This is a genomic window from Frigidibacter sp. MR17.24, from assembly GCF_037095655.1.
Lineage (GTDB): Bacteria > Pseudomonadota > Alphaproteobacteria > Rhodobacterales > Rhodobacteraceae > Frigidibacter.
This window is the reverse complement of the sequence record NZ_JBAWKE010000007.1, coordinates 103,003-124,134: the sequence shown is the minus strand read 5'-3', so window position 1 is coordinate 124,134 and position 21,132 is coordinate 103,003. Positions and strand designations below refer to the sequence as shown.

Below are 21,132 nucleotides of genomic sequence, written 5' to 3'. Positions count from 1 at the left end.
GGCGGCGCGCAGCCGGCCCCCGACAGCCCCCGCCCTGCGCGAGTAGGGCGGCGCACGTCCCCCCGCCTGCGGCAGGCGCCGGGCCGCTCACGCGTGACGCCGCCGCGCGTCTCCCGCGACTCGCGCGGTGGCCGAGGGAGGGGGCGACGCCCGCCGTCATCGTTGTCGCCCACGACGAAGGACCGGCCGGCCGCCGTGCGGCGGCGCCGCGAAGGGCAGGAACGCAGCGCGACGGAGGACCTGCACTGGCAGCCCAACTAAAACAGGAAAAGCAAGGGTGTGAGTGGTGCCCAGAGCCAGCATTGAATATCCCTATATGTAGGCAGCAGCGCCTATCAGGGCCTTCGATACCCCCTGTAAATCACTGATTTTCAGCAATCAGGCTGTATCAGGCACTATCAATTCCCCGCGCCGCATACTACTCCTTGAGGGGGATTGAGAGGGGGATTGGTCCGGATCACCTCTGGAGGGCCTGCCATGCGAGCGATGAACCGTCTTAGCGCGAAGAGCGCGAGCGCTCTCGGCCCGGGGAAGCACGCCGACGGAGCCGGGCTCTGGCTGGTGAAGCGTGAGGACGGTGGTGCGCAATGGGTGCTCAGGGTTACGGTTCACGGCCGCCGGCGTGAGATGGGCCTTGGAGCCTATCCCGCGGTTTCACTGGCAGAGGCCCGCCGGAAGGCCGAGGAGGCCCGGAGCAAGGTCAGGGACAACCTGGACCCCATAAAGGAGCGAGAGCGTGCGCGCCGCGAGGCCGCCCGTCGCCTGCACCTCCTCAAGGACGTGGCGAACGATGCGTTCGAGTCCCGGAAGGCCGAGCTGAAAGGTGACGGCGCTGCAGGGCGCTGGTTCAGTCCTCTCCAGATCCATGTCCTCCCGAAGCTGGGCGGTATCCCGGTCGGCGAGATCGACCAGCAGGACATTCGCGACTGCCTGGCACCGCTCTGGCACACCAAGGCCGAGACCGCGCGGAAGGCAATGAACCGCCTGAGCATCTGCCTCAGGCATGCCGCCGCCTTGGGCTATGAGGTGAACCTGCAAGCGCCCGAGAAGGCTCGCGCCCTCCTCGGAAAATCGCGTCAGCAACCCGAGAACATCCCGGCGGTGCCTTGGACGGAGGTGCCAGATTTCTTCGCCAGCCTCTCTGACGGCAGCATGACCCACCTTGCCCTCAGGCTGCTGATCCTGACCGGCGTTCGGTCAGGGCCCCTCCGCTTCCTTCGAGATGAGCAGATCTCCGGTGATGTGTGGACCGTGCCAGGCGAAGCGATGAAGGGCCGCAAGGGGGAGACGGACGACTTCCGCGTCCCGCTCCCTCCGGAAGCTCTGGAGGTCATCAAAGCGGCCCGCCCCCATGCGCGCGACGGCTTCCTCTTCCCGAGCGTCAGGAAGGGCGTCATCTCCGACGCCACCATGGCCCGACTGATGGAGCGCCGAGGCATGGACGCGCGCCCCCACGGCTTCCGATCGAGCCTGCGCGACTGGCTGGCTGAGGCAACCGATGCGCCCCACGAGGTGGCAGAGTTCTGCCTCGGGCACCGGACGGATAGCAGCGTCGTTCGCGCCTACCGACGCACCGACTTCCTTGAACAACGGCGCGTCCTCATGGGGCGCTGGGCGAAGCATTGCACCGGCCAATCGGGGCAAGTGGTGAAGATGGTGACGGCATGACGCATGAGGATCCGCTGTTTTTCTGGCGGCTGAACGACGAGCTTTCGGTGATCAATGCCGCGATCCTGGTCACCGGAAACGATCCGTCTGAGCAGGTTGACGCGACCACCGATCCTTTCTGGGATGACAGCGGCAACCGCCGCAGAGTGCAAAGGCGGGATTACCATGGATTCGAGGCGACATTCGGGGCGCTCAAGTCTGCGATCAATCGCGGGCACTTGGCTGCTCGGATTGCGTATGACGCAGAACCTCGCTGGCACGGGACGGTAGCGCGCGACGGCTTCTTGATCATCTCGAACCACGATCTTCGTTCGATCGTCGCCAGCCTCGATCAAGACCCCTTCTTCAAGGTGCCTGCTGATGGGGCACTCGTCAGCTCCGAGCCCAACTGGGCGGAGACCATGGTGCAGGTTGAGGACCTGAAGCGCTGGCTTCGCACCCGAGGGTCCGCGCCGCCCTTCTTCTTCCCGAACGCTTCGAGCGAAGATGAGGCGAGCACCAACGACGTTCTGGACCAAGGCCATGAACACTACTCGCCAGAGCTCGCGCTCGCTGTGACAGCGTGGCGGGCTCTGGAGCCTCAGCGAACATTCCGCTCGAGCGTGAAGGCAGAGATTGAGGCTTGGATCGCTTCGAACCCCGATGCTTGGCTCGGCTCAGAGCCGATTTCAACGGCGGCGAAGGAGCGGATTGCCACCGTGGTCAACTGGAACAAGGGCGGCGGCGCGCCGAGGACAGGGGGGTAACCTACCCAGGGGTTCGCAGAACCCACCCACCCCAACGCCGTCCTTGTTTTTAAGGTAAAGTGTAGCTTCATAGGGGCGCTGAGCCCTCCCTCCAGGCGAGAACCCCACCTCGGGTAGGAGGGTCACTTCCCATCGCGGAGGTGGTCAGGTTTTCTCAATCCACCCAGCTATTCCACGTCGAAACATCGCAGCAATTCTCATCCCATCTCAAACAGTTCATGGGCTGAGCAATGACCATCACTGACCCCCTCCTGACGGCCCGCGAGGGCGCGGAGATGCTGCAGGTCAGCGTCCCCACCTTCTGGCGGCGCGTGGCTGACGGTACCATCCCGAAGCCGATCAAGCTGGGCGCGCTCTCGCGCTGGCCCCAGTCTGAAATCAGCGAAGTCATCGAGAAGGCGAAGGCCCAGCGCCACGCCGCCTGAAACCGCCACCCGGATTGACCGGGCGGCGGAAGCTGTCTTCAGGCGCATTTTGGGATGCCCCGAAGGTAGGACCGAACGCCCCGGCAATCAACGCCGGAGAGCATCCGTTGAGCACATCGAGCAACTGGGGCCTTGCCAGGTTCATGGCCCGCAACGGCCACGAGCCGCCGTTTCCCATCGCCGTCAAAGGCCGCGTCCGCTGGGCGCTGGAGGCGCTGCTGCGCGCCGGCCCACATGGCTGCACCCCGATCAGCGACCCCGGCCCGCGCTGGTCGGCCTATATTCACGACCTGCGGGCGCTGGGCCTGTCGATCGAGACCGTGAACGAAGACCATGGCGGACCCTTCGCCGGTCGCCATGCCCGCTATGTCCTCGCTTCCACCGTCACGCCTGACGCCGGGCCGGATCTCGGGGGCGCGCATGGCTGAGGTCCACACCTTCACGAAGAACAGCCGCGAGGAGGTCCGCATCTCCCTGGACGACTTCCGGGGCATGCGGGTCGTCAACCTGCGCGTCTGGTTCGAGACGCAGGACGGCACCATGCGCCCGGGCAAGCAGGGGCTCGCCCTCAGGGTGGAAGCTCTGCCCGAGCTGTTGCACGGCCTGCACCTGGTCGATGCCATGACCAGCGGCGGAGGGCGGGCATGACCGAGGCCGAACGCATTACCCGCGCCCTCAGGGGCCGCTGGCACGGCCGCTATGGCACCTGCCTGTGCCCCGGGCACCAGAACACCAGAACCCCGGCCTTGAGCCTGTCTGACGGCGAAGATGGACGGCTCCTGATCCGGTGCCATGCCGGCTGCACCTTCGAGGCGGTGCTGGGCGCGCTCCAGGCGCTGGGCCTTGTGGATGGCCGCGGCAGCTACACCCCGCCCTCGGCGGAGGATCTGGCCCGGATCGAGGCGGCCCGGAAGGCTGAGGCCGCGAAGAAGGAGGCGCAGGCCCTGTCCGTGTGGCGCGAGGCAGTGCCGATCGAGGGCACCCCCGCCGAAGCCTATCTGCGCTGGCGGGGCATCAGCGCGCCTCTGGGGGCCTCTCTCCGGTTTCACGGATTCTGCTGGCACGGGCCGACCGCCAAGCGCCTCCCCGCCATGGTGGCGCTGATCGAGGGGGCCGGGCGCGCCGCAGTGCACCGGACCTATCTGGCCCCGGACGGCCACGGCAGGGCCGATGTGCCCGAGGGCACGGCCAAGATGATGCTGGGGGCCGCCGCAGGTGGCGCTGTGCGGGTCGCGGACGCCCAGAGCAGCCTCGTGGTAGCCGAGGGCATCGAGACCGCCCTGAGCCTCGCCAGCGGCCTCCTGCGGGCTCCTGCCGCCATCTGGGCGGCGCTCAGCACCAGCGGCATGCAGCGCCTCAATCTCCCCGACCATCCCGGCCGCCTGACCATTGCCACCGATGGCGATGACCCAGGCCAAGCCGCCGGCAAGGCGCTCGCCGTCCGCGCCGCGGCGCTGGGCTGGTCCGTCAGCATGCTTCCCGCGCCTCTGGGGCGCGACTGGAACGATGTGATCCGCTCGAAAGGGGCAACCCCATGAACCACGAAGCCACCCCGTTCGAGGCCGCCGATGCCTGGCCCGAGCCCGACCTCAGCTTCGCGGCCCCGCCTCGCCCTCCGGCTCCGGTGCTCTCGCCTGAGGCCTTCGCCAAGATCTATGGCCCGTGGGCCGAATGGCTCACCAATGCCGCCGAGGTGAAGGGCGCGCCAGTCGATTACGTGGCCCTGTCCCTTCTCGCCACAGCCAGCGCCGTCTTGGGCAATGCCCGGTGGGTGACGCCCTGGGAGGGATGGCGCGAGCCCCCGGTGCTCTGGGCGATGCTGGTGGGCGACCCATCTGCCGGGAAATCCCCGGCCCTTGATGCCGTCATGGATCCGGTGAAGGAGATCGAGCGCACGCTGGCCGAGGACTACCGGGCGCAGCGGCGCAGCTGGGAAGCTGAGGACGAGCTGGCTGGCCTCTCACTTGCCCAGTGGAAGGCCGATGCCAAGAAGGCGCTGGCCGAGGGGCTGCCGGCCCCGGACAAGCCCGAGACCGCCGACGCCGGAGCGGCGCCGATCCGGGAGCGGATCAGCATCTCGGACGCCACCACTGAGAAGGTCGCATCCCTCCTCGTCGCCTCGTGGCGGGGGCTTCTGCTGTCCCGTGACGAGCTCTCCGGCTGGCTGGGCAGCATGGACCGCTACAATGGCGGCGGCGACCGCCCGTTCTGGCTCGAGGCCTATGGTGGCCGGGCCTACACCGTGGACCGGAAATCCTCGCCCGAGCCGATCGTTGTGGATCACCTGAGCGTCGCGGTCCTCGGGGGCACCCAGCCCGACAAGCTCGCGAGCCTGCTGGTGAAGACGGACGATGATGGCCTCCTTGCCCGGTTCCTGACCGTCTTCCCGGATCCCGTGCCCCTGAGCCGCCCGCGCGCGCCGATCGACGGGGCACTGCTGCGGGGGGCCATGGAGCGCCTCAGGGGGCTGATGCCGGCCCATGACGAGGCCGGGCTGCGCCGCCCCTTCTACATCGGCTTCACGGATGCCGCGGCGGATGCCCTCCAGCGCTTCCGGCAGGACTGCCGCGCCTGGGAGGCCGAGGCCAATGGCATCTTCAAGGGCCATGTCGGGAAGATGCCCGGCCTCGCGGTCCGGGTGGCCTGTGTCCTCGCGCATCTCGATTGGGCGGCGAGGCCCACCGAGATCGGCCTGCCCGACCGGATCGACGCGGGGCACATCGGCCGGGCCTGCCACCTTGTGGGCGAGCACCTGCGCCACCATGCATTCCGGGCCTACGGGGCCGCACAGCCGCCCGAGGAGATCCGCAACGCCCAGAGGGTCGCCCAGATCATCAGGGCAGAGAAGCCCGACAACCTGACCGCCCGGGACATCCAGCGCAGGAACCTCTCGGGGCTCCAGACGGCGAAGGCCGTGGGCGCGGCGCTGGGCGTTCTCGAGCAGGCCGACTGGCTGGCCCAGTTTCGCCAGGAGAGCGGCGGGCGGCCCCGGATCATCTATGGCGTGAACCCTCGCGTCTGGAGGGCCGCATGACCAACTGGCTGGACCTTGCCGAACCGGATCACACGAACGGTAATCTCTCTTTCGACACACCGACAAAAGAGGACAGAAGGCCTCTCACAACTTCCAATCCCTCTTTCGACACACCGACAGAAGTAGACAGAACGACCTTTCGTCCGCTTCTGTCGGCCTGTCGCGCAAGGGAAGCGGATCACCGCCCGGCAGCCCCAGCCCAGCGCCCTTCCCGGAAGGATCCCGAGGGCAGTGTGAGCCCCTACGGCACCGCACAGGGCGACCGCCCGCGCACCTGGACGGGTCGCGTCGTCAGCCTGGATGAATGGCGCAGGCTCTCGGACTGGGAGCGCCACGGCTCGACCGGCCAGCACTTCGACGGCCGCGCCGGCCGATGGATCGAGGGGGACGCACCATGATCCGCAATCGCGAGAAGCGCCGCGCCATGAGGCGCAAGGCCGAGTCCGTCGCCGCCAAGCTCGCGGCCTGCTGCTGCGACTTCCAATCCGGCGGCCTCGTGCCCGTGACCCATCCCCTTGCCGTGGCCGCGCTCACCCGCGCCTTCACGCTGGTCCTGCGGGCCGGAGGCGAGCCCGTGGCAATCCCGCTGTCCGAAGCCGAAGCGAATGCCTTCCCGCGCTACCGGCAGGCGCTGGAACCCGGCACCGTGACCTGGCTGGCCGCGGGGCTCGATCCCGACGAGCGCGGCACCTACGCCCTCCAGAGCGCGGGCTCGACCGATCGAGGGGACGCGCACGACGCCGCGCGCGCCATGGCACTGGCCCGGCTGGCCGAGACTGCCGCCACCGCCGACTTCCCGGGGCAGAGCAAGGGGGCAGCCGCATGAACTCCAGAGCGTCCACCTTGGACACCGACAAGCTGCGCAAGCTCCGGGCGCTGATGACCGGCGGCAAGACGGCCGGCGAGCGCGCCGCGGCCAAGGCGGCGGCCGAGCGGATTGCCGCCCGTGCCGGCATGTCGCTGCAAGCCGCCCTGTCCAAACTGGACGCGGCCCCAGCTGCGCCACGTCCCAGCAATCCCTTCGCGGGGTTCGATGACTGGATGGAGGAGAAGGAACCCGGCTGGAAGGCCGCGCAGGCCGTCCGCCGCGCCGAGCGTGAGGCAGCCCGCCTTGCCCGGTGTCGCGAGCTGCTGGCCGAGTTCGGCAGCGAGGATGCCGTCTTCGCGGAGACCGAGCTGGAGACCGCGCTGCGCGAGGCGCTGGAGCCCCTGGCCGATCCGGGGAACAGCCTCTGGGGCTATCGCGACTATCGCGGTCGCTGGCCGACGCCCGAGATGCTGGAGGTGATGCGCGTGGCCGTCAGGATCCCGGCGAGCGTGCCCGAGGCATGGGCGGCCTATCAGGCGCAGGAGGCGCTGACCGAGGCGCGGATTGCCTTCAGCCCGGACTACAGCCCCGAGCGCTGGAGCGATGCCTGGCGCGGGATGCTCGAGCACCAGCTCGACACGATGCCAACCCCGACCATCGAGGGCATTCGTGCCCGCCTCGAATGGCTGACCCACCTCGCCGGCCGGGAGTTCACGCGGGGCGCTGCGGAAGATCAGGCGCTGGCCGCGGCGCTGCTGGCCGATTTCGAGGCGCTGGCGGCCTCTGTGGCCTCTGGGCAGGGCAAGGGTGCCCCGGATCGCTTCGAGGCTCTGGCGGCGCTCCTGCGGGCCTCTCCGGGGCTGTCAGATCGGGAGATGGCGCGTCGGGTCGGATGCAGCCCCCAGACGGTGGGCAACTGGCGGCGCAGGATGAAGGGGAACGCAGCATGACCGGGGCAGAACTCGCCGCCATCCGCAAGGCCGCCGGCCTGTCGCAAACCGAGCTTGGCAAGAGGGTCGGCATCGGCCGCCATGCCGTCAGCTACTGGGAGACCAAGGAGCGGGTTGATCCCTACGCCTGGGCAGTGCGCCGCATGGAGGAGGTTCTGGACCTTCCCGAGAAGCCCGCGCCGGTGCGGGTACCGCCCAACCCATCCTTCGCCGAGCGCATGGCCGAGCTCGACCGGCAGGCCGAAGCCAAGTTCATGGAGCACGTCGCCCAGATGCAGGCCCGGCTGGATGCCCAAGCCGCCAAGCGCCGGGTGCGATGCGGGGCGAAGACCCGGAAGGGCACGCCCTGCCGCGGCAAGTCAGAGCCAGGCAAGCGGCGCTGCAAGTTCCATGGCGGCATGAGCACCGGGGCCAGAACCCCGGAGGGCCGCCAGCGGCTCAGCGAGGCTGCCCTGCGGCGCTGGGCGCGATGGAGAGCCGAGCGCGACGGGAAATGCTCACTGACGAGTGATGGACAGGGAAACTGAAAATTTGGGAAGGCCTGCAAACCTTCGCTGGTTTGTAGGTGCTCTTTGCTTATGGTCGCGGCAGATGCGTGTGCAGGAGGCACCATGAATGGCATGGGCAGAGCGAAAAAATTCTGGAAAGCGTCCGTAATATCTGTCCTGGGGACCGTCGGGGCTTCAGGCGCAGTTGCGGCCGCGCCCGACACGCTTCGTTGCAGCATTCCCGAGTTCAATCATGCCACTTTCGAGCGGGCGGGAAGTGCTGGGACGCTTCATTTCACGAACCCTCTCGACGGCCAAAGAGTTGAGCGCCAGCTACAATGCGAGTCGTCTCCCATCGAGACACTGATGTGCGTACGGTCGGTCAGATTTGGCGACGTTGCGGAGCTATTCGATGGCCTGATCCTCTTGGACGACGGAAGCAGGGCGGTAATCTTCAGTGCAAGCTTTGACGCATCGCACTCTCTGAACACCTTCGGCACAGCGTCGTTCGTCTACGCGGCCACCTGTGATGGCGAGAGCTGAGCCTATCGAAACCTGACTGGGCCGCCCAGCGCCTCGGCATGAGGTGCTACAGGGCGTCAGGAAGAGGGCTGCCGGGCAGTTGTAGGGTTTTGTTGACCCTGACGGCGTGGCGTCTCGTGATGGGGTGCTACCGCCCCTGCTTGCGATCTCGAATGACGATGGCGGATGCCTTGGTCAGGACAACGCTTACGGCACCGACGATGGCCCCGGTGATGGGTGCATAGAGGGCGACGGCCCCGCCCATGAGCGCGAGCCCCATGTTCCCGATCAATGCCGTGAAAAGAACAGCCATCATCAGCGGCACGGCAATGAGCGCTTGGATGAAAAGGCTCTGACCGCGGAACCAGCGCCATGCTGCGGCCACGAAAACTCGGATCTTCTGATGCATCACATAACCCCTGGCCCCCGGAGCCACCTATTGGGCTACACGAGATTCGGTCCAGTGGTTTCGGGTGCCCAGCGCCGTTTCATAGACCTGCCGGGCTTTTCTTGACGCAGCATTGACCGATCGGCCCGGGAAACCTGCGATGGCACCGCCAAACTCAGTGTGCGGCTTCTGCAATCCGCTCAACGACCACAGACGCATCACGCTCATCGACCACCAGCGGTTCCAGTGGGCTGGACTTGAGCAGCTTTTGCATCTTCGAATACTGCGGAAGAAGGTCGGGGTTGCGCGGCTTTCCAGTCACGAAATACGGTCGCATCGACCCCGCAGCGCCCGCAATGCTATGCATTTTTCCGGCGACTTTTTGGGCCTTCTCCAGCATGCGTTCACGGTTAGCGGAGTCGAACGAAATGCCTTGAACGCAATGCCATACACCGTTTTTGAAGGCATGCTCGAATGCCACGTCTCCAAATTCCGAGTGGACGACATGACGTTCGAACCGCTTGTAGAGCTGAGCGGCTTCCAGCTTAACCTTCACCTTCTCGAAGACTTGGTCGTCCGTAATCGCATCGCGACCTGGGTCATCGTCATAGCGGCCGACGAAGCGGTCGTAGAGCATGTCGAGGGTCTCGGCGGCCGCTCCCGTCAGCCCACTACCGTCCATAGCCCACTGAAGGCTGCTGGCATCAGCCCGGAGGACGCCGCGCGCAACGTCCCCGGCCTTGGCGGCTGACGACAACATATCCCAGCTTGCTTCAACCTTGCCGAAGCGATGCTCCAGCGACTTGACCGTGTTCGTGAGGGCACGTGCATCGATGCCAGGATAGGCTTGCGCGATGCGCCCACGGCCGCGTCGGCTTTTCAGCTTCAGGAAGCGTTCACCCGGGCAGCAGAGCAGGATCCCGAGGTTCATGACCTCGCCGGTCCAAACGTCATGGCGATACTGCAGCACCACATACGAATAGGCGTGCCCCTTCATCGTTGCAGCTCCCCTTCGATGTTCGCCAGGACGGCGGCCAAGTTCTCGACGCCCTCAGATAGGTAGTCGACGATCCTGTTCACAGTAGCCGTGCTCCAGCAGGCAGGAATCTCGGCGGCGATAGCGGCAAATGTGCCTTCTGGCAATCCGCGCCACCCGGCGGCGGCTCCCTCGAACTCTGGCAGATCCTTTTGGCTCAGGCGAGGCCAGAAGATATGCTGATCAAACCCCTCGACGTTCTGCAACCGTCCGGGGAGCCAGGGCTTGACCGAGAGGTCTTCGTGGCCGCCAGCTCCCGCTGCCGACTGGAAGGCCTCGCCATGATCGATCATCAGGAAATCGTCCCCGCGCATCAGGAGGTTGGGGCTGTGCTCCGATCGGTCGAAGTTGTCGACCAAGGTGTCGAACAGGAAAATCTCCGCCATCACTGGAGCCGCGGCGCGACGCTTCGGCACGGCGGGTGTCCAGAGGTTCCACTGCGGCCCGGCACTCACGGAGCCGAAAAGAACCTCTGGCCCCATGCCAAGCTGTTCCCGCAAGAGGTTGTCGGAAATCGTGGCGATGACCTCGGGAGAAACTCTCACCTGGCAGCTTTCGGCACACGGAAGGCCCAGTGCAGACGCCAGCCTGCCCGCCATCCATTCTCGCTCAAGGATGTTGTGAAAGGTCTTTAGACTGTTGAAGTGCGGCCCTTTGAGGAAGACCTCGACAGGCTGTCCCCCATCAGTTGCTTGGGCAATCACCATGGGCGGATGCGCGCGCCCGCTGCTCGCGCGTGGTCCGACGTTCACCGCTTCGTATAGCAACCTGCCCCTGCCCCACTCACCTTGGCCGCTCTCTTTACGATTCGGCGACACCACCCCGCCATTAGCCCATCGCCGCTGAGCGAGCGCAATCGCGGTGGACACGCAGAAACGGCGCCAAGTGAAATGTGTTGCGCTTGAAAAACAATCATCGGGAATCAAGCCGCATGGGGTCACATACCCAGCCCCGGCATTCAAAGCCGCTTGGGGCGGGCCGGATCCTGCCGGATACACTACGGGTCGAACGCGCGCGCAGGGGGTGAGGTGGCAGGCCCAGCGCCGGATCGCAGCACAGTAGCGCGCGCGTGGCGGGATGGGCTGCCACCGCGCCTGGGGCCGCTGCCGCTTTTCGTCAGCCATGGGCGCGTGTGCGCGTTGGTCATGGGCTGGCAGGCGGGGTGCACCATCGCCCAGCGGCCCAGCGCCGAAATCGTTCAGAGATACGCGCCCGCGCGATGACTGGCATCGGCTGCCGGGATCTACCCTGAGATTACCCTAACATCGAGGGCGCGCAGGCTGGGCGCTCATGGGGTGAAATGTCCTTCGTCAGGTATGAGGAAGCCGCCGGTTGGCGCAGTGGCGGCTTCCATTTTGTCGCGACCGCGAAACGTTAGAAGCTGATCGTGTGTGACCGCAGCCAGTTTGCAACCTCACCCCGCCTGGCATTCAGGAACGACCTTGAGGCACCATTGTGCGCTTGGCAGGTGAGTGCCAAATTTACTGCGTCGTCTTCTGAAACGTTCACGAGAACCGTTGCCGCCTGCATTACCGGAGGTCTCTTGAGAATCCCCCCGGCGGCATCAAATCCGAACGCATTTGTGACCCCGCCCGCGGTAAGAGCCGCCTTAACCATCGAAGCTGTCGCGGGGTCATAGAGAGCGTAACAAGAGCTGAGAATTTGCGCTGCCTCACTCGCTCCTTCGTTCGTCCCCCAGTTACCGGCGCACCATCGGAGTTCACCATCGACTGTATAACTTTGGGCAAGAGCTGGGCCGGAAAAAAGGCAGCATAAAGAGACAAGGGTTGAGATGGTCCGAATGAACATGGCCAAACCTCTGGTTCAAAATCGTTAAAACGCCCCTCGCAGAAAATATGGGACGGAAAAGAGCAACAGACTGCCCGATTCGGATCGAAGTTTAACACGCTTGGATTGAATTCATCTGCGATTGTTTGGGGGTCTTTGCGTTGCTTCTTACCTCAGCGCCACGCCCGCTCCGCCTGCGACCTGCCCCCTATCGAGGAACTGAATCCCCTTGTCTTCGAGGGCCTTCCGGATGGCTTCGGCGGTTGAGAGGTGAAGTCCGCTTTTGCCGGTCTCAAAACGGCTGATTGTCGTGAATGACACGCCTGCCTGCTCGCCCAGCTCACGCACTCCGAGGCCCAGCGCCGCGCGTGCCATTCTCACCTGTTCGGGGGTCATTTGCTAACCTTGTTGCATAAATCGCCTACAGGGTTATTGACTTATCGCTAACCCTGTAACATATCTATAACAGAGTTAGCGAATTTACGAGGGTATTGCCATGACCTACGACCGCGTCGCCATCATGAAAGCCGCCTGGGTCATCGCTCGCCGCTTCCATGGGCGCAACAGCGAGACGCTGCCCCAGCTATTGAGCCGCGCGCTCAAGATGGTGTGGTGGGACGCGAAGCAAGCTGCCCGCATCGCCGCGCAGGTGGCTGCGCATTTGGCCCATCGCGCCATGGCTGCCCCTCGCGCGGTCGAGACCATCCGCCGTGATCTGCTGGCCTTCGAGTGCAAGGACAGCCTTCGCGGATCTGACTGGCAGCACCTCGACGCCCTTCGCGCCGAGCTTCGGAGCGCTCAGCTCACCGCCTGACGCCCACCAACCCCGACCACCTGAGAGGAAGACCCGATGCCGAACACCGTTCCGGCAGCCGCCCCTGGCTTGCCCCGCAAACCCCGCCCGGTCCTGTCGCTGGCCGAGTGGCATGAGGTCCGCGATGCCATGCTGCTGGCGCTGGACGCCCTCGGCGACGGGCCGGAGGACGTGGACCGCATAGCACTGACCGAGTGCGCCACCTACATGCAGGCGGCGAGCCAGATCGTTCAACGCAAGGCGGAGACCATCCAATGAAGCGCCGGCAGATCCTCACCACCGCCCCGCTCGCCGCGTTGACCGCCGCTCTGACCGCGGGCGATGCCTGGGCCGCCCTGCGCGCCCTCGGCTGCCACGACACGCCCGCCGTTGCCCTGTTCCGCAAGTGGCAAGCCCTCAAGGTGCAGGAGATGGCGGCATTCCGCGACCCGAGCGACGAAGGCGGGAAGCGCTGCGATGAACTGTATGAAGAGCGGATCAAGCTTGAGGATCGGATGATGGCGCTGCCGTCGCAGTCCGCGGCCTGCGTCTTCGCGAAGGTCATGGCCTACACCTCCGGCGGGGCGTTCGCGCTGACCGATGGGGTGGTGCCCGAGTTCTGGGACGAAGCCTGTGCCGCTCTCGGCCTTACGCAGGAAACGCTTGCGGAGGTGCGGGCATGAAGCGGCGTCACTTCCTCTCGGCAGCTGTGCTGACCGCGGCCCCGCTCTCTCTGAGCGGCAGGGGCCTCCATAGCATGGATACCCCCATCCAGACCGAGTTCCGCGCTTGGCACGCCCTCTGGGTCGGTGCTGACGACGCGAGCCGCACCGACGAAGAGAACGCGGCATATGCGGATCGCCTTCTCGAGATCGAGGACCGGATCCGGGATCTGCCCGCCGAGACGCCGCAGGACTTCATCGCGAAGACCGTTGCTCTGACTGGCTTCGGGATGAGCGGGCTGCCGGATGAGCGGCAGTGCCCCGCGCTCTGGGCCGAGGCGATGGCAGCAATCGCATGAGCCTGGCAGAGAAAGTCCGGCTGCTGTCGGATGAGGACCGGGCGCTGGTCATGCGCGTCATCGACGAGATGTTGAGGCGTCAGACCGAGAGGCGAAATGGGGAGCCCCCATCGAGACCGTCCTGAGCGGCGGGCCAGCCCCGCGCCAATTGTCCGGCTAACGCCCCGGCCTCACCCGGCGGGGCTTTTGCTTTGCAGAATCGTTCGGCACCCGCGAGGGTCACACGCACAATTTCGAAGGGCAAGAATACGTGAGTGACGGCGCAGTGGTAAGCAGCTTCTCCATCAAATACGGTGGAGGCGAAGCGGATGAGCATCGTCTTCCGGCAAGGCACTTGGCAGAGTCGCTTATCGGCTTGAACCGGATTGTCTCGGTTACGCTCTTTGCAATTGAGAAAAGGCAGAAGACGGTCAAGACCCCGCCCGAAGCGGCCTTCTATCTTGCAGTGGAGGCTCCGAAGGCGGGTTCTGTAGAGCTGCTAATGGGGGTGCCTCATGTAGCAGCGGCCATGGCTCCTTTTATCGCCGATTTGACCGAGGCAGCGCGGGCGAAGCTTGCCGGACATATCGTGGGTTACTTGATGCTGTTTTGGGGCGGCCGGAAGGCAGAGGCGAGCGTGGAATTGGACAAGCTACTGGATCTTCTGGATAAAGAAGCTCGCGACAAAACGAAGATGTTTGACGCGATCCTCGCGGACCGGCAGCGGGAGCGAGAACACTTCGAGCGCATCCTGCAAATGCAGGCCGAAGTGCATCGTGGTGACGTCCGCAAGCTGGTTGCTCCAGTTGGTCGTTCATGCAGTGTGTTGAAGGTAGTGAGTGATGGGGCATCTCTGATCGAGATTGACGCGCCCACAGCCGACGCAATCCGAGAGAAGGAGGACGTTACAGTGAGCGGGATCGTAGAAATGATCTTCGAAGTCGACGGGCTGACACTCAGCTCCAAGACCATGCAACTCGTAGACCCGGAAAACCCAGGGCGGAGGATCAAAGCGCACATCGGCGACCCAGCACTCGATCCGTTGTCCCAAAGCGACAATCCCTACGAGGAGGCGCTGAAGACGCGAGCGAAAATCAAACTCACCGGGAAGTCGACCCGACATGCTGACGGACGCCTGAAGACATTTCACGCGATGCACGGGGAGGTGGTCGCTTAAGCGGCCTCTTCGCTCTTAGAAAGATCCAGCGTAGCCCCGCCACTGTGCGGGGCTTTTGCTTTTCCGCCTCCATGCGCGACCCTTCTCGGCATGACGAGCGCCCGACCACCCGAAGACGAGGACGAGATTGACGAGGAGGCCCCGCGCCCGCCTCGGCCGGCGATTGCTGCCAGGGTGGTGATGCTTGCGGTTGCGTTGCTCTGTTTGGCCTTCGGCTTCGGCCACTGGCTGATCGAGTAGCAGAGCGGTCGGCCTTAGCCCGCCCCCTTCTGTCTACTTACGTCAGTGTGTCGAGTAGAGACTTTCCGATCAGGAGAGCGAGCACCCGCGCTGGCTTTTGTCTACTCCTGTCTGTGTGTCGAATAGAGAGATTAGGATCGCGGGAGGGGATGATCTGTCCATCTCGGACAGGGGCCTCGTCGCTCAGGATCGACGCCTTACGACCGCCAAAAGGTGGGCACAGGGGTGGATTGAGAAAACCAAACGACACACAAGTGCATGATAATAATGATTTATTAGATAGAAAGTGGTGCCCAGAGCCGGAGTGCATAAATATATTTATTTCAAAAACTTAAACGCCGGTGGGACAGTAAATCTTCCCGCATTTTCATTATGTTTTTTGCCCCTTTTGTCCCACCGCCAGAGAGCCGGGCGGGCCGCGAAATCACGGATATAGACCCGGCTGCGAACAGTCGAACGGAGCGACCGCTGCGCACTTAGGTTTGACGCTCTCAGAGGGGGATTCGTTGGACAGACGGATGCTGTCCGTGCAACATAATGTAGTACTGCCAAGCCTGCGTGCAACTAAATGTTGAATGCGGTTTGAGATGCCGAAGCGAAAAGGGCCGCCCAATGCGCAGCAACGCGGGCGACCCTTAACCGAAAGAAGGTGGTCCCCAATGAATAGCACTGAACGCCCGTCCCAGCAATACAATCTCGACGCCGAGGCCTTGGCCATGCTGGGCATCGACGCCGAGCCGCAGGCCGCAGCAACGGACTTCGCCGACCTGTTGGGCGAAAGCGTATCGGCCTCTGTCATTCCCTTCCCGACCGGCAATCTCGGAGTGGCGCTGAAGCTGGCCGCAGCCGGTAAGCCGGTCTTCCCGTGTCGCGAGGCGGCCGAGACGATCGACGGCAAGCTCTACGACGAGAAGAGCCCGGCCATCCCGAAGGGCTTCAAGGGTGCGACCACCGATGCAGCGCAGATCCGCGCCTGGTGGAAGAGTCGGCCCAACGCACTCGTGGGCCTGCCGACAGGCCGCGCCTCAGGCCTCGCCGTGCTCGACTGCGATCGCCACAAGCCAGGCGAAGACGGTATCGAGGCGCTGAGCGGGCTCAGCCACGAACCCAATGACCTCACGCCCGCACAGGTGCAAACGGCGGGCAACGGCTTGCACCTCTATTTCGCGTGGTCTGAGGGCCTGACAAACAGCGCGAGCCACCTACCGCGCGGCCTCGATATTCGCGGCGAAGGCGGCTACGTCATCGCGCCGGGCAGCCGGTTCCCTGACGGTCGCGGCTATGGTGCCGCCGACCTGGCTGGGCCTCTCCCCTCGTTCCCGGCTGCCCTTCGCCCGATCGGCGGCCCCTCGAGCGAAGGTGCGGGCGTGAAGCCACGCGAAGGCGCGACCGTCCAGCGAATTCGGGACTGCATGTCGCGCCTGGTGAACGACATGGACCGCGAAGAATGGTTCAAGATTATCGCAGCCTTGAGCCACGAAGCCCGCGCACCGGACGCCGAAGGCAAGGCTCGCCCCCATGCGGAAGTCCTCGAAATATGCGAGATCGCCGCGGACTGGACCGCAAGCCACCCGGACTATGCGGGCGACGCGCATCGGCGCGACACTGAGAAGACCTTCTGGACCTGTCGCCACGAACGCCGGGAAACGCAAACTACCTTCGCAACAATCCGGCATTCCGTCGGAGAGCCACACTTCGAAGTTGAGTTGGAATTCGAGGACATGGGCGACGAGGAAGACGAATTCGAGGACTTGCTTGGCTCAATCAGCGCTGCCCACCTCTTCGCTCCTGCATCCCGCTGGGCTGGAAAACCTGTTCCCAAGCGCGAATGGCTTGTCCCTGGCCTGATCCCCAACGGCGTCGTCACCATGCTTTCGGGCGACGGCGGCACCGGCAAATCGCTCCTGTCGCTCCAACTTGCTGCCGCGGTAGCAAGCGGAGGAAAGTGGATCGGACAGACAGTAGAACGGCCCGGCAAGGCGCTCTTCCTGTCGGCCGAAGACGATGAGGGCGAGTTACATCGGCGCCTATCGGACATTTGTGGCGGCGACCTCAGCGGCCTTGAGAATCTTCTCGTCAAGTCGACCGTTGAGGAAGACCCACTCTTGGCCACGTTCGATCGTACCAACAAGATTGCGATGACCGCCCTATTCGAGCGCGTGAGCAAGGCCGTCGCGCAGGAACGCCCCTCGCTCTTGGTCCTCGACACGCTGGCGAACCTGCATAGCGGTGACGAGAACAACAAGGCGCACGCCTTGCAATTCGTGAACAAGCTTAAGGGCATTGCATCGAAGCACAGGTGCGCAGTGCTGCTCCTGGCCCATCCATCCATGAGCGGCATGGCCAACGGCTCGGGCGCGGCTGGAAGCGTCGGCTGGGGCAACACTGTTCGTTCGCGGCTCTACCTGTCGCACGTCATCGAAAAAGATCGCGAGGGGGAAACCCGGCGGCCAGATCCTGACGCCAGGCAGCTCACCACGACCAAGAGCAACTACGGCGCGACTGGATCGACGATTGATCTGCGCTGGCAGGCAGGGAAGTTCGTCGCCCCGGCCGAGGAAGTCGACGATTTCGGCGAGGTCGAAACTCGCGAGGAGAAGGCCGAGCGCGTCTTCCTGAAGATCCTGGATCGCAAGGCAGGCGATTTCGTCTCGCCGAACCGTTCAAACAAGTTCGCACCAAAGTTGTTCGCCTTGGAGCCTGACGCCGAGAGATGCGGCAAGCACGACCTGGAGGCAGCGATGCGCCGGCTTCTCTATCGCAAGGCAATCGAGGTTAAGACCCGAAACAACAAGGGCACCGAAAGCCAATATCTGCGGATCACCGATGCGGGAGACGCGCCATGACAGGCCGGGAGAGCGTGCGGGACGGTCTGCGGGACGCTTCCGGGACGGTCTGCGGGACGGTCGCCGGGACGGTGCGGAACCCTGTGCGGGACGGTGCGGGGGAGACTCTATATACTACGTATATAAGCGCCGCCTTTTGGCGCGGCAGCGCTTCAAGATCGGCAGGGCGATTTCGCCAAAGCTGTCGCGCATCGAACGCAAGCGCCTCGCTCTCTTTCGCGCTCTCCCCTCACCTCGCTTCGCGCGCTTCTCGCCTGCGTTCGCGCCTGATTACTCGTGATCGTCGCCGCGCTCTCAGCGCACAACAGCGGGCGATTTGCCCGCCTCTTCACTCGTGTCGGGTCCTCTGCACGCCCCCGCCCGCCGCGCGGTCACGGAACTCCCCAGCCCCCTCTCCCCACTTAATTTTCGACGAAAGCGTGAGCGATGGATTTTGACGACCTCATCGGCAAAAATCCCTTCGATGACCCCATCCTGGGTGAAATGCCGCCGACCTCCGAAGACGTAACTTCGCAGCAGGCGCCCGAAGGCCTGCGAGCAGCGGCAAGCGCTCTCCCCATTGCGGAAATGCCCGAAACCGTGTCGGAGAGCGCCCTTGCGCGCCTTCTGGGCGTCTCAGCCAGTCGGGTGCAGCGCCTGGCCCGTGACGGCGTCCTGGTGCGCTCAGGGCGCGGAAAATACGCCCTCGAGGAAAGTGTTCGGCGCTACGCGGAAAAGCTGCGCGAGGGTGCGGCGCGCGCTGGGCGTCCATCCGCGGGCGGCGACGATTTGAAGGCCGAGCGCCTGAGGTTGACTCGCGCCCAGGCTGATCGCGAAGAGGCACGCGTTGCCCGCGAACGTGGCGAGCTGGTGCCGGCGGCTGAGGTGACGCGTCAATGGGCTTCGATCCTTCGCGACGTTCGCGCCGGACTTCTCGCCGTGCCCAGCCGCTTCGGCGCTGCGCATCCTCACATGAGCCCGCACGACATTGCGGGACTCACTGACGAAATCAAACGCGCATTGGAAGGTCTCGCCGATGGCAATGCCTGAGCAAATCCGTCACGACGCAATGCAGGCTCTTCGGCCTCCGCCGGCTACTCCCCTTGCTGCCTGGATCGAAGAAAACGTCCATCTACCGCAAGCACAATCAGCCACCCCAGGCCGGATGCGACTTTACACCTATCAACGCGGCATCTGCGAGGCGCTGGACGATCCCGGCGTGCGCGAAATCGTCGTCCGCAAATCGGCGCGGATCGGATTCACAGCCATTCTCGCCGGCTATCTCGGGCACAGCGTCGCGGTAAACCCCGCGCCGATCTTGGTCGCGCAGCCGACGACCGACGACGCGCGCGCCTTCAGCGTCGACGTTGAGCAGATCTTCGAGGCGAGCCCGAACCTGCGCGGCCTGATTAGTGACGGCGCCGATGAAAGCGGCCGATCGACCATGATGCGCCGGCTCTTCTCTGGCGGCTCGCTCGAATTTCTGTCGGCCTCGAGCCCGCGCGCGTTCCGGCGCAAACTCGGCAAGATCGCCGTCGCGGACGAAATCGACGCATACGAGGTTTCGGACGAGGGGCACGTACTCGACCTGCTGAAGATGCGGACGCAGACATTCCGCGATCGGAAGTTGATCTACGGCGGCACGCCGATCTTTGCGGGCGGCACGGTATCGCGCCTCTTCGATGACAGCGACCAACGGATTTTCGAGGTGCGCTGCGTTGAGTGCAGCGGTTTTGCGGAGATCACGTGGGCCGACCTGAAATTCGATCCCAGCGACCTGTCGGCCGGCGTGCAATGGGGCTGCCCGAACTGCGGCTGCCTGGTCCCCGAGGCGCGAAAAATCGAGATGATCGAGAATGGCCGCTGGCGGGCGACTGCACCCGAAAATACGGCCCGCGCCGGCTTCCGCATCAACACCCTGATTTCCCCGCACGCGAACGCCGCCTGGCCGAAGCTCGTGGAAGAGTTTTTGCGCGCGCGAAAGGATCCGGCCCAGCTTCAAGCCTTCACGAACCTTGTCCTGGGCGAGCCGTGGCAGGAGACGGGCGAAGGCGTTGTAGAAAGCGAGCTTTCGCGCGTCAGCGCCAACCTCGAGAACATCCCTTCTGAAATCCTCTATCTGACAGGCGGGTGCGATGTGCAGCATGATCGCCTCGAACTGTCGTCAATCGGATGGGACGCAGAAGGCCGCGGCATCGTTCTCGAGCACGTCATTCTGTGGGGCAGCCCACTGGAAAATGGCACCTGGATCGGCATGGCGGAATTGATCGCCCGCCGCTTCAAGCATCCGCTCGGCGGGCAGCTTGCTTACGATCGCGTGTTGATCGACTCTGGCGACGGGCGGACCGTGCGAGAGGTTTACGCCTTCGCGCGAGGGCGCGCGCCGTTGGTGTTCGCGTCCAAGGGCGTCAGTGGATGGCGGCAACCGCCCGTCAGCCTGGGCCGTGCTTCCGACAAGACGGTGCGCCTTCAGCTTGTAGGGGCCGATGCTCAGAAGGAAGCCGTGCACCGCAATGCCTCCTCGGGATCCCTGAAATTCTCCGATGAGCTGCCGCCCGTCTACTTTGAGCAAATCGGCGGCGAGGAGATTCGCACCCGCTTTAAGCGCGGCTTTCAAGTTCGCGAGTGGTTCCAGATCTCCGGGCGGCGCTCCGAAGCGCTTGACTGCGCCGCGCTGGCTTTCGCTGCCAAGCATCTGATCCACTGGCAGCCTGATCGGCGGGCCGAAGAACTAAGTTCGGCCGCCGCCCCGAGAAAGGCGCCGGCCGTGATCAGATCGAAATTTCTCGGTGGTTGATCAGAGGAAGCGGTGTGACCGCGCCACCATCTCGGAGGTTGGGGTCAGGTCCAGATGGAAAAAGTGGTCCGTGGCAGCTTCGACACCATCACTCCCGAGTTTCCGGCAGCGATAGAACTTCCCGTCGCAGAGCGTCTCAACAACGACATATCGCTGCCGTTCGTGCTCAAACTCGATACTCACACCTCTCATCATGCTACCTCCGCACGGTAAATCGCCCGCTCGGCGACGCGCTGGCAAAAGCCAACCTCGACCCCGTCATAAATCCCGCCATCGATTATCGCTTTGACGGTCCAGCCAAGCAAGGACGGGTTGTTGGTTTCGGTCATGCGCTTTTCGAGTGCATCCGCCAACTCGCGCCCCTGCGCATTATCGCGCCTCCAAACGCCGGTGCGCGAAGGCGACCAGAGCGAGGCGTCGGACATGCATTGGTCAGTCATTTTCAGG

Annotated in this window: 24 protein-coding genes; 19 read left to right on the top strand and 5 right to left on the bottom strand. The window is 64.5% G+C overall.

The genetic code is table 11. The features are described from left to right. The first annotated feature begins 477 nt into the window (after positions 1 to 477). From V8J39_RS18845 to V8J39_RS18795, 11 genes are all read left to right on the top strand, one after another. Positions 478 to 1,668, top strand: coding sequence for a tyrosine-type recombinase/integrase (locus V8J39_RS18845; RefSeq protein WP_336462506.1), 1,191 nt, complete (start codon positions 478 to 480; stop codon positions 1,666 to 1,668). Then, complete coding sequence (locus tag V8J39_RS18840; protein ID WP_336462505.1) at positions 1,665 to 2,414, top strand: hypothetical protein; 750 nt, start codon at positions 1,665 to 1,667, stop codon at positions 2,412 to 2,414. The genes V8J39_RS18845 and V8J39_RS18840 overlap by 4 nt, the downstream gene beginning before the upstream one ends. A 230-nt stretch (positions 2,415 to 2,644) precedes the next feature. Beyond that, the gene (locus tag V8J39_RS18835; protein WP_336462504.1) at positions 2,645 to 2,839 is read left to right on the top strand and encodes a helix-turn-helix transcriptional regulator; all 195 of its coding nucleotides are present in this window, start codon (positions 2,645 to 2,647) and stop codon (positions 2,837 to 2,839) included. Between the two features lie 107 nt (positions 2,840 to 2,946). Next, complete coding sequence (locus V8J39_RS18830) at positions 2,947 to 3,267, top strand: winged helix domain-containing protein (RefSeq protein ID WP_336462503.1); 321 nt, start codon at positions 2,947 to 2,949, stop codon at positions 3,265 to 3,267. Next, complete coding sequence (locus tag V8J39_RS18825; protein ID WP_336462502.1) at positions 3,260 to 3,487, top strand: transcriptional coactivator p15/PC4 family protein; 228 nt, start codon at positions 3,260 to 3,262, stop codon at positions 3,485 to 3,487. The genes V8J39_RS18830 and V8J39_RS18825 overlap by 8 nt, the downstream gene beginning before the upstream one ends. Continuing rightward, a complete protein-coding gene (locus tag V8J39_RS18820) occupies positions 3,484 to 4,377 on the top strand; it encodes a DUF7146 domain-containing protein (protein WP_336462501.1) in 894 nt (297 codons plus the stop codon). The genes V8J39_RS18825 and V8J39_RS18820 overlap by 4 nt, the downstream gene beginning before the upstream one ends. Further along, a complete protein-coding gene (locus V8J39_RS18815) occupies positions 4,374 to 5,873 on the top strand; it encodes a YfjI family protein (protein WP_336462500.1) in 1,500 nt (499 codons plus the stop codon). The genes V8J39_RS18820 and V8J39_RS18815 overlap by 4 nt, the downstream gene beginning before the upstream one ends. After that, positions 5,870 to 6,271 carry a hypothetical protein gene (locus V8J39_RS18810; RefSeq protein WP_336462499.1) on the top strand — a complete coding sequence of 134 codons (402 nt, stop codon included), beginning with the start codon at positions 5,870 to 5,872 and terminating at the stop codon, positions 6,269 to 6,271. Before V8J39_RS18815 ends, V8J39_RS18810 begins: the two co-directional genes overlap by 4 nt. Further along, the gene (locus V8J39_RS18805) at positions 6,268 to 6,699 is read left to right on the top strand and encodes a hypothetical protein (RefSeq protein WP_336462498.1); all 432 of its coding nucleotides are present in this window, start codon (positions 6,268 to 6,270) and stop codon (positions 6,697 to 6,699) included. The genes V8J39_RS18810 and V8J39_RS18805 overlap by 4 nt, the downstream gene beginning before the upstream one ends. A gap of 17 nt (positions 6,700 to 6,716) precedes the next feature. Continuing rightward, positions 6,717 to 7,631: a helix-turn-helix domain-containing protein gene (locus V8J39_RS18800; RefSeq protein WP_336462497.1), complete on the top strand. Its 915-nt coding sequence runs from the start codon at positions 6,717 to 6,719 to the stop codon at positions 7,629 to 7,631. Beyond that, complete coding sequence (locus tag V8J39_RS18795; RefSeq protein WP_336462496.1) at positions 7,628 to 8,158, top strand: helix-turn-helix transcriptional regulator; 531 nt, start codon at positions 7,628 to 7,630, stop codon at positions 8,156 to 8,158. The genes V8J39_RS18800 and V8J39_RS18795 overlap by 4 nt, the downstream gene beginning before the upstream one ends. A gap of 631 nt (positions 8,159 to 8,789) precedes the next feature. Here V8J39_RS18795 and V8J39_RS18790 read toward each other — a convergent pair. The 4 genes from V8J39_RS18790 to V8J39_RS18775 all read right to left on the bottom strand — a co-directional run bounded on the left by V8J39_RS18790 (position 8,790) and on the right by V8J39_RS18775 (position 12,249). Continuing rightward, the gene (locus V8J39_RS18790) at positions 8,790 to 9,050 is read right to left on the bottom strand and encodes a hypothetical protein (RefSeq protein WP_336462495.1); all 261 of its coding nucleotides are present in this window, start codon (positions 9,048 to 9,050) and stop codon (positions 8,790 to 8,792) included. A gap of 154 nt (positions 9,051 to 9,204) precedes the next feature. After that, positions 9,205 to 10,026, bottom strand: coding sequence for a DUF3037 domain-containing protein (locus V8J39_RS18785; RefSeq protein ID WP_336462494.1), 822 nt, complete (start codon positions 10,024 to 10,026; stop codon positions 9,205 to 9,207). Continuing rightward, positions 10,023 to 10,772, bottom strand: coding sequence for a HipA family kinase (locus V8J39_RS18780; RefSeq protein ID WP_336462493.1), 750 nt, complete (start codon positions 10,770 to 10,772; stop codon positions 10,023 to 10,025). The genes V8J39_RS18785 and V8J39_RS18780 overlap by 4 nt, the downstream gene beginning before the upstream one ends. 1,249 nt (positions 10,773 to 12,021) lie before the next feature. Then, the gene (locus V8J39_RS18775) at positions 12,022 to 12,249 is read right to left on the bottom strand and encodes a helix-turn-helix domain-containing protein (protein WP_336462492.1); all 228 of its coding nucleotides are present in this window, start codon (positions 12,247 to 12,249) and stop codon (positions 12,022 to 12,024) included. Between the two features lie 100 nt (positions 12,250 to 12,349). Here V8J39_RS18775 and V8J39_RS18770 point away from each other — a divergent pair, with 100 nt between their 5' ends. The 8 genes from V8J39_RS18770 to V8J39_RS18735 all read left to right on the top strand — a co-directional run bounded on the left by V8J39_RS18770 (position 12,350) and on the right by V8J39_RS18735 (position 20,685). Continuing rightward, positions 12,350 to 12,667 (top strand): hypothetical protein, encoded by a 318-nt coding sequence (locus V8J39_RS18770; RefSeq protein WP_336462491.1) that lies wholly within the window; start codon positions 12,350 to 12,352, stop codon positions 12,665 to 12,667. Between the two features lie 36 nt (positions 12,668 to 12,703). After that, positions 12,704 to 12,925, top strand: a complete 222-nt coding sequence (locus V8J39_RS18765) for a hypothetical protein (RefSeq protein WP_336462490.1) — start codon at positions 12,704 to 12,706, stop codon at positions 12,923 to 12,925. Beyond that, entirely contained in the window at positions 12,922 to 13,329 is a 408-nt protein-coding gene (locus V8J39_RS18760; RefSeq protein WP_336462489.1) for a hypothetical protein, read from the top strand. Before V8J39_RS18765 ends, V8J39_RS18760 begins: the two co-directional genes overlap by 4 nt. Positions 13,330 to 13,403: 74 nt before the next feature. After that, positions 13,404 to 13,667, top strand: coding sequence for a hypothetical protein (locus V8J39_RS18755; RefSeq protein ID WP_336462488.1), 264 nt, complete (start codon positions 13,404 to 13,406; stop codon positions 13,665 to 13,667). Positions 13,668 to 13,917: 250 nt separating this feature from the next. Beyond that, positions 13,918 to 14,823: a DUF7946 domain-containing protein gene (locus V8J39_RS18750; RefSeq protein WP_336462487.1), complete on the top strand. Its 906-nt coding sequence runs from the start codon at positions 13,918 to 13,920 to the stop codon at positions 14,821 to 14,823. An 899-nt stretch (positions 14,824 to 15,722) separates the two neighbouring features. Then, entirely contained in the window at positions 15,723 to 17,909 is a 2,187-nt protein-coding gene (locus V8J39_RS18745; RefSeq protein WP_336462486.1) for an AAA family ATPase, read from the top strand. Between the two features lie 426 nt (positions 17,910 to 18,335). Beyond that, positions 18,336 to 18,938, top strand: coding sequence for a terminase small subunit (locus tag V8J39_RS18740; RefSeq protein WP_336462485.1), 603 nt, complete (start codon positions 18,336 to 18,338; stop codon positions 18,936 to 18,938). Continuing rightward, positions 18,925 to 20,685, top strand: a complete 1,761-nt coding sequence (locus V8J39_RS18735) for a phage terminase large subunit family protein (protein WP_336462484.1) — start codon at positions 18,925 to 18,927, stop codon at positions 20,683 to 20,685. Before V8J39_RS18740 ends, V8J39_RS18735 begins: the two co-directional genes overlap by 14 nt. 191 nt (positions 20,686 to 20,876) lie before the next feature. Here the strand turns inward: V8J39_RS18735 and V8J39_RS18730 are convergent, their stop codons facing one another. Further along, entirely contained in the window at positions 20,877 to 21,125 is a 249-nt protein-coding gene (locus tag V8J39_RS18730) for a hypothetical protein (RefSeq protein WP_336462483.1), read from the bottom strand. Positions 21,126 to 21,132 lie beyond the last annotated feature (7 nt).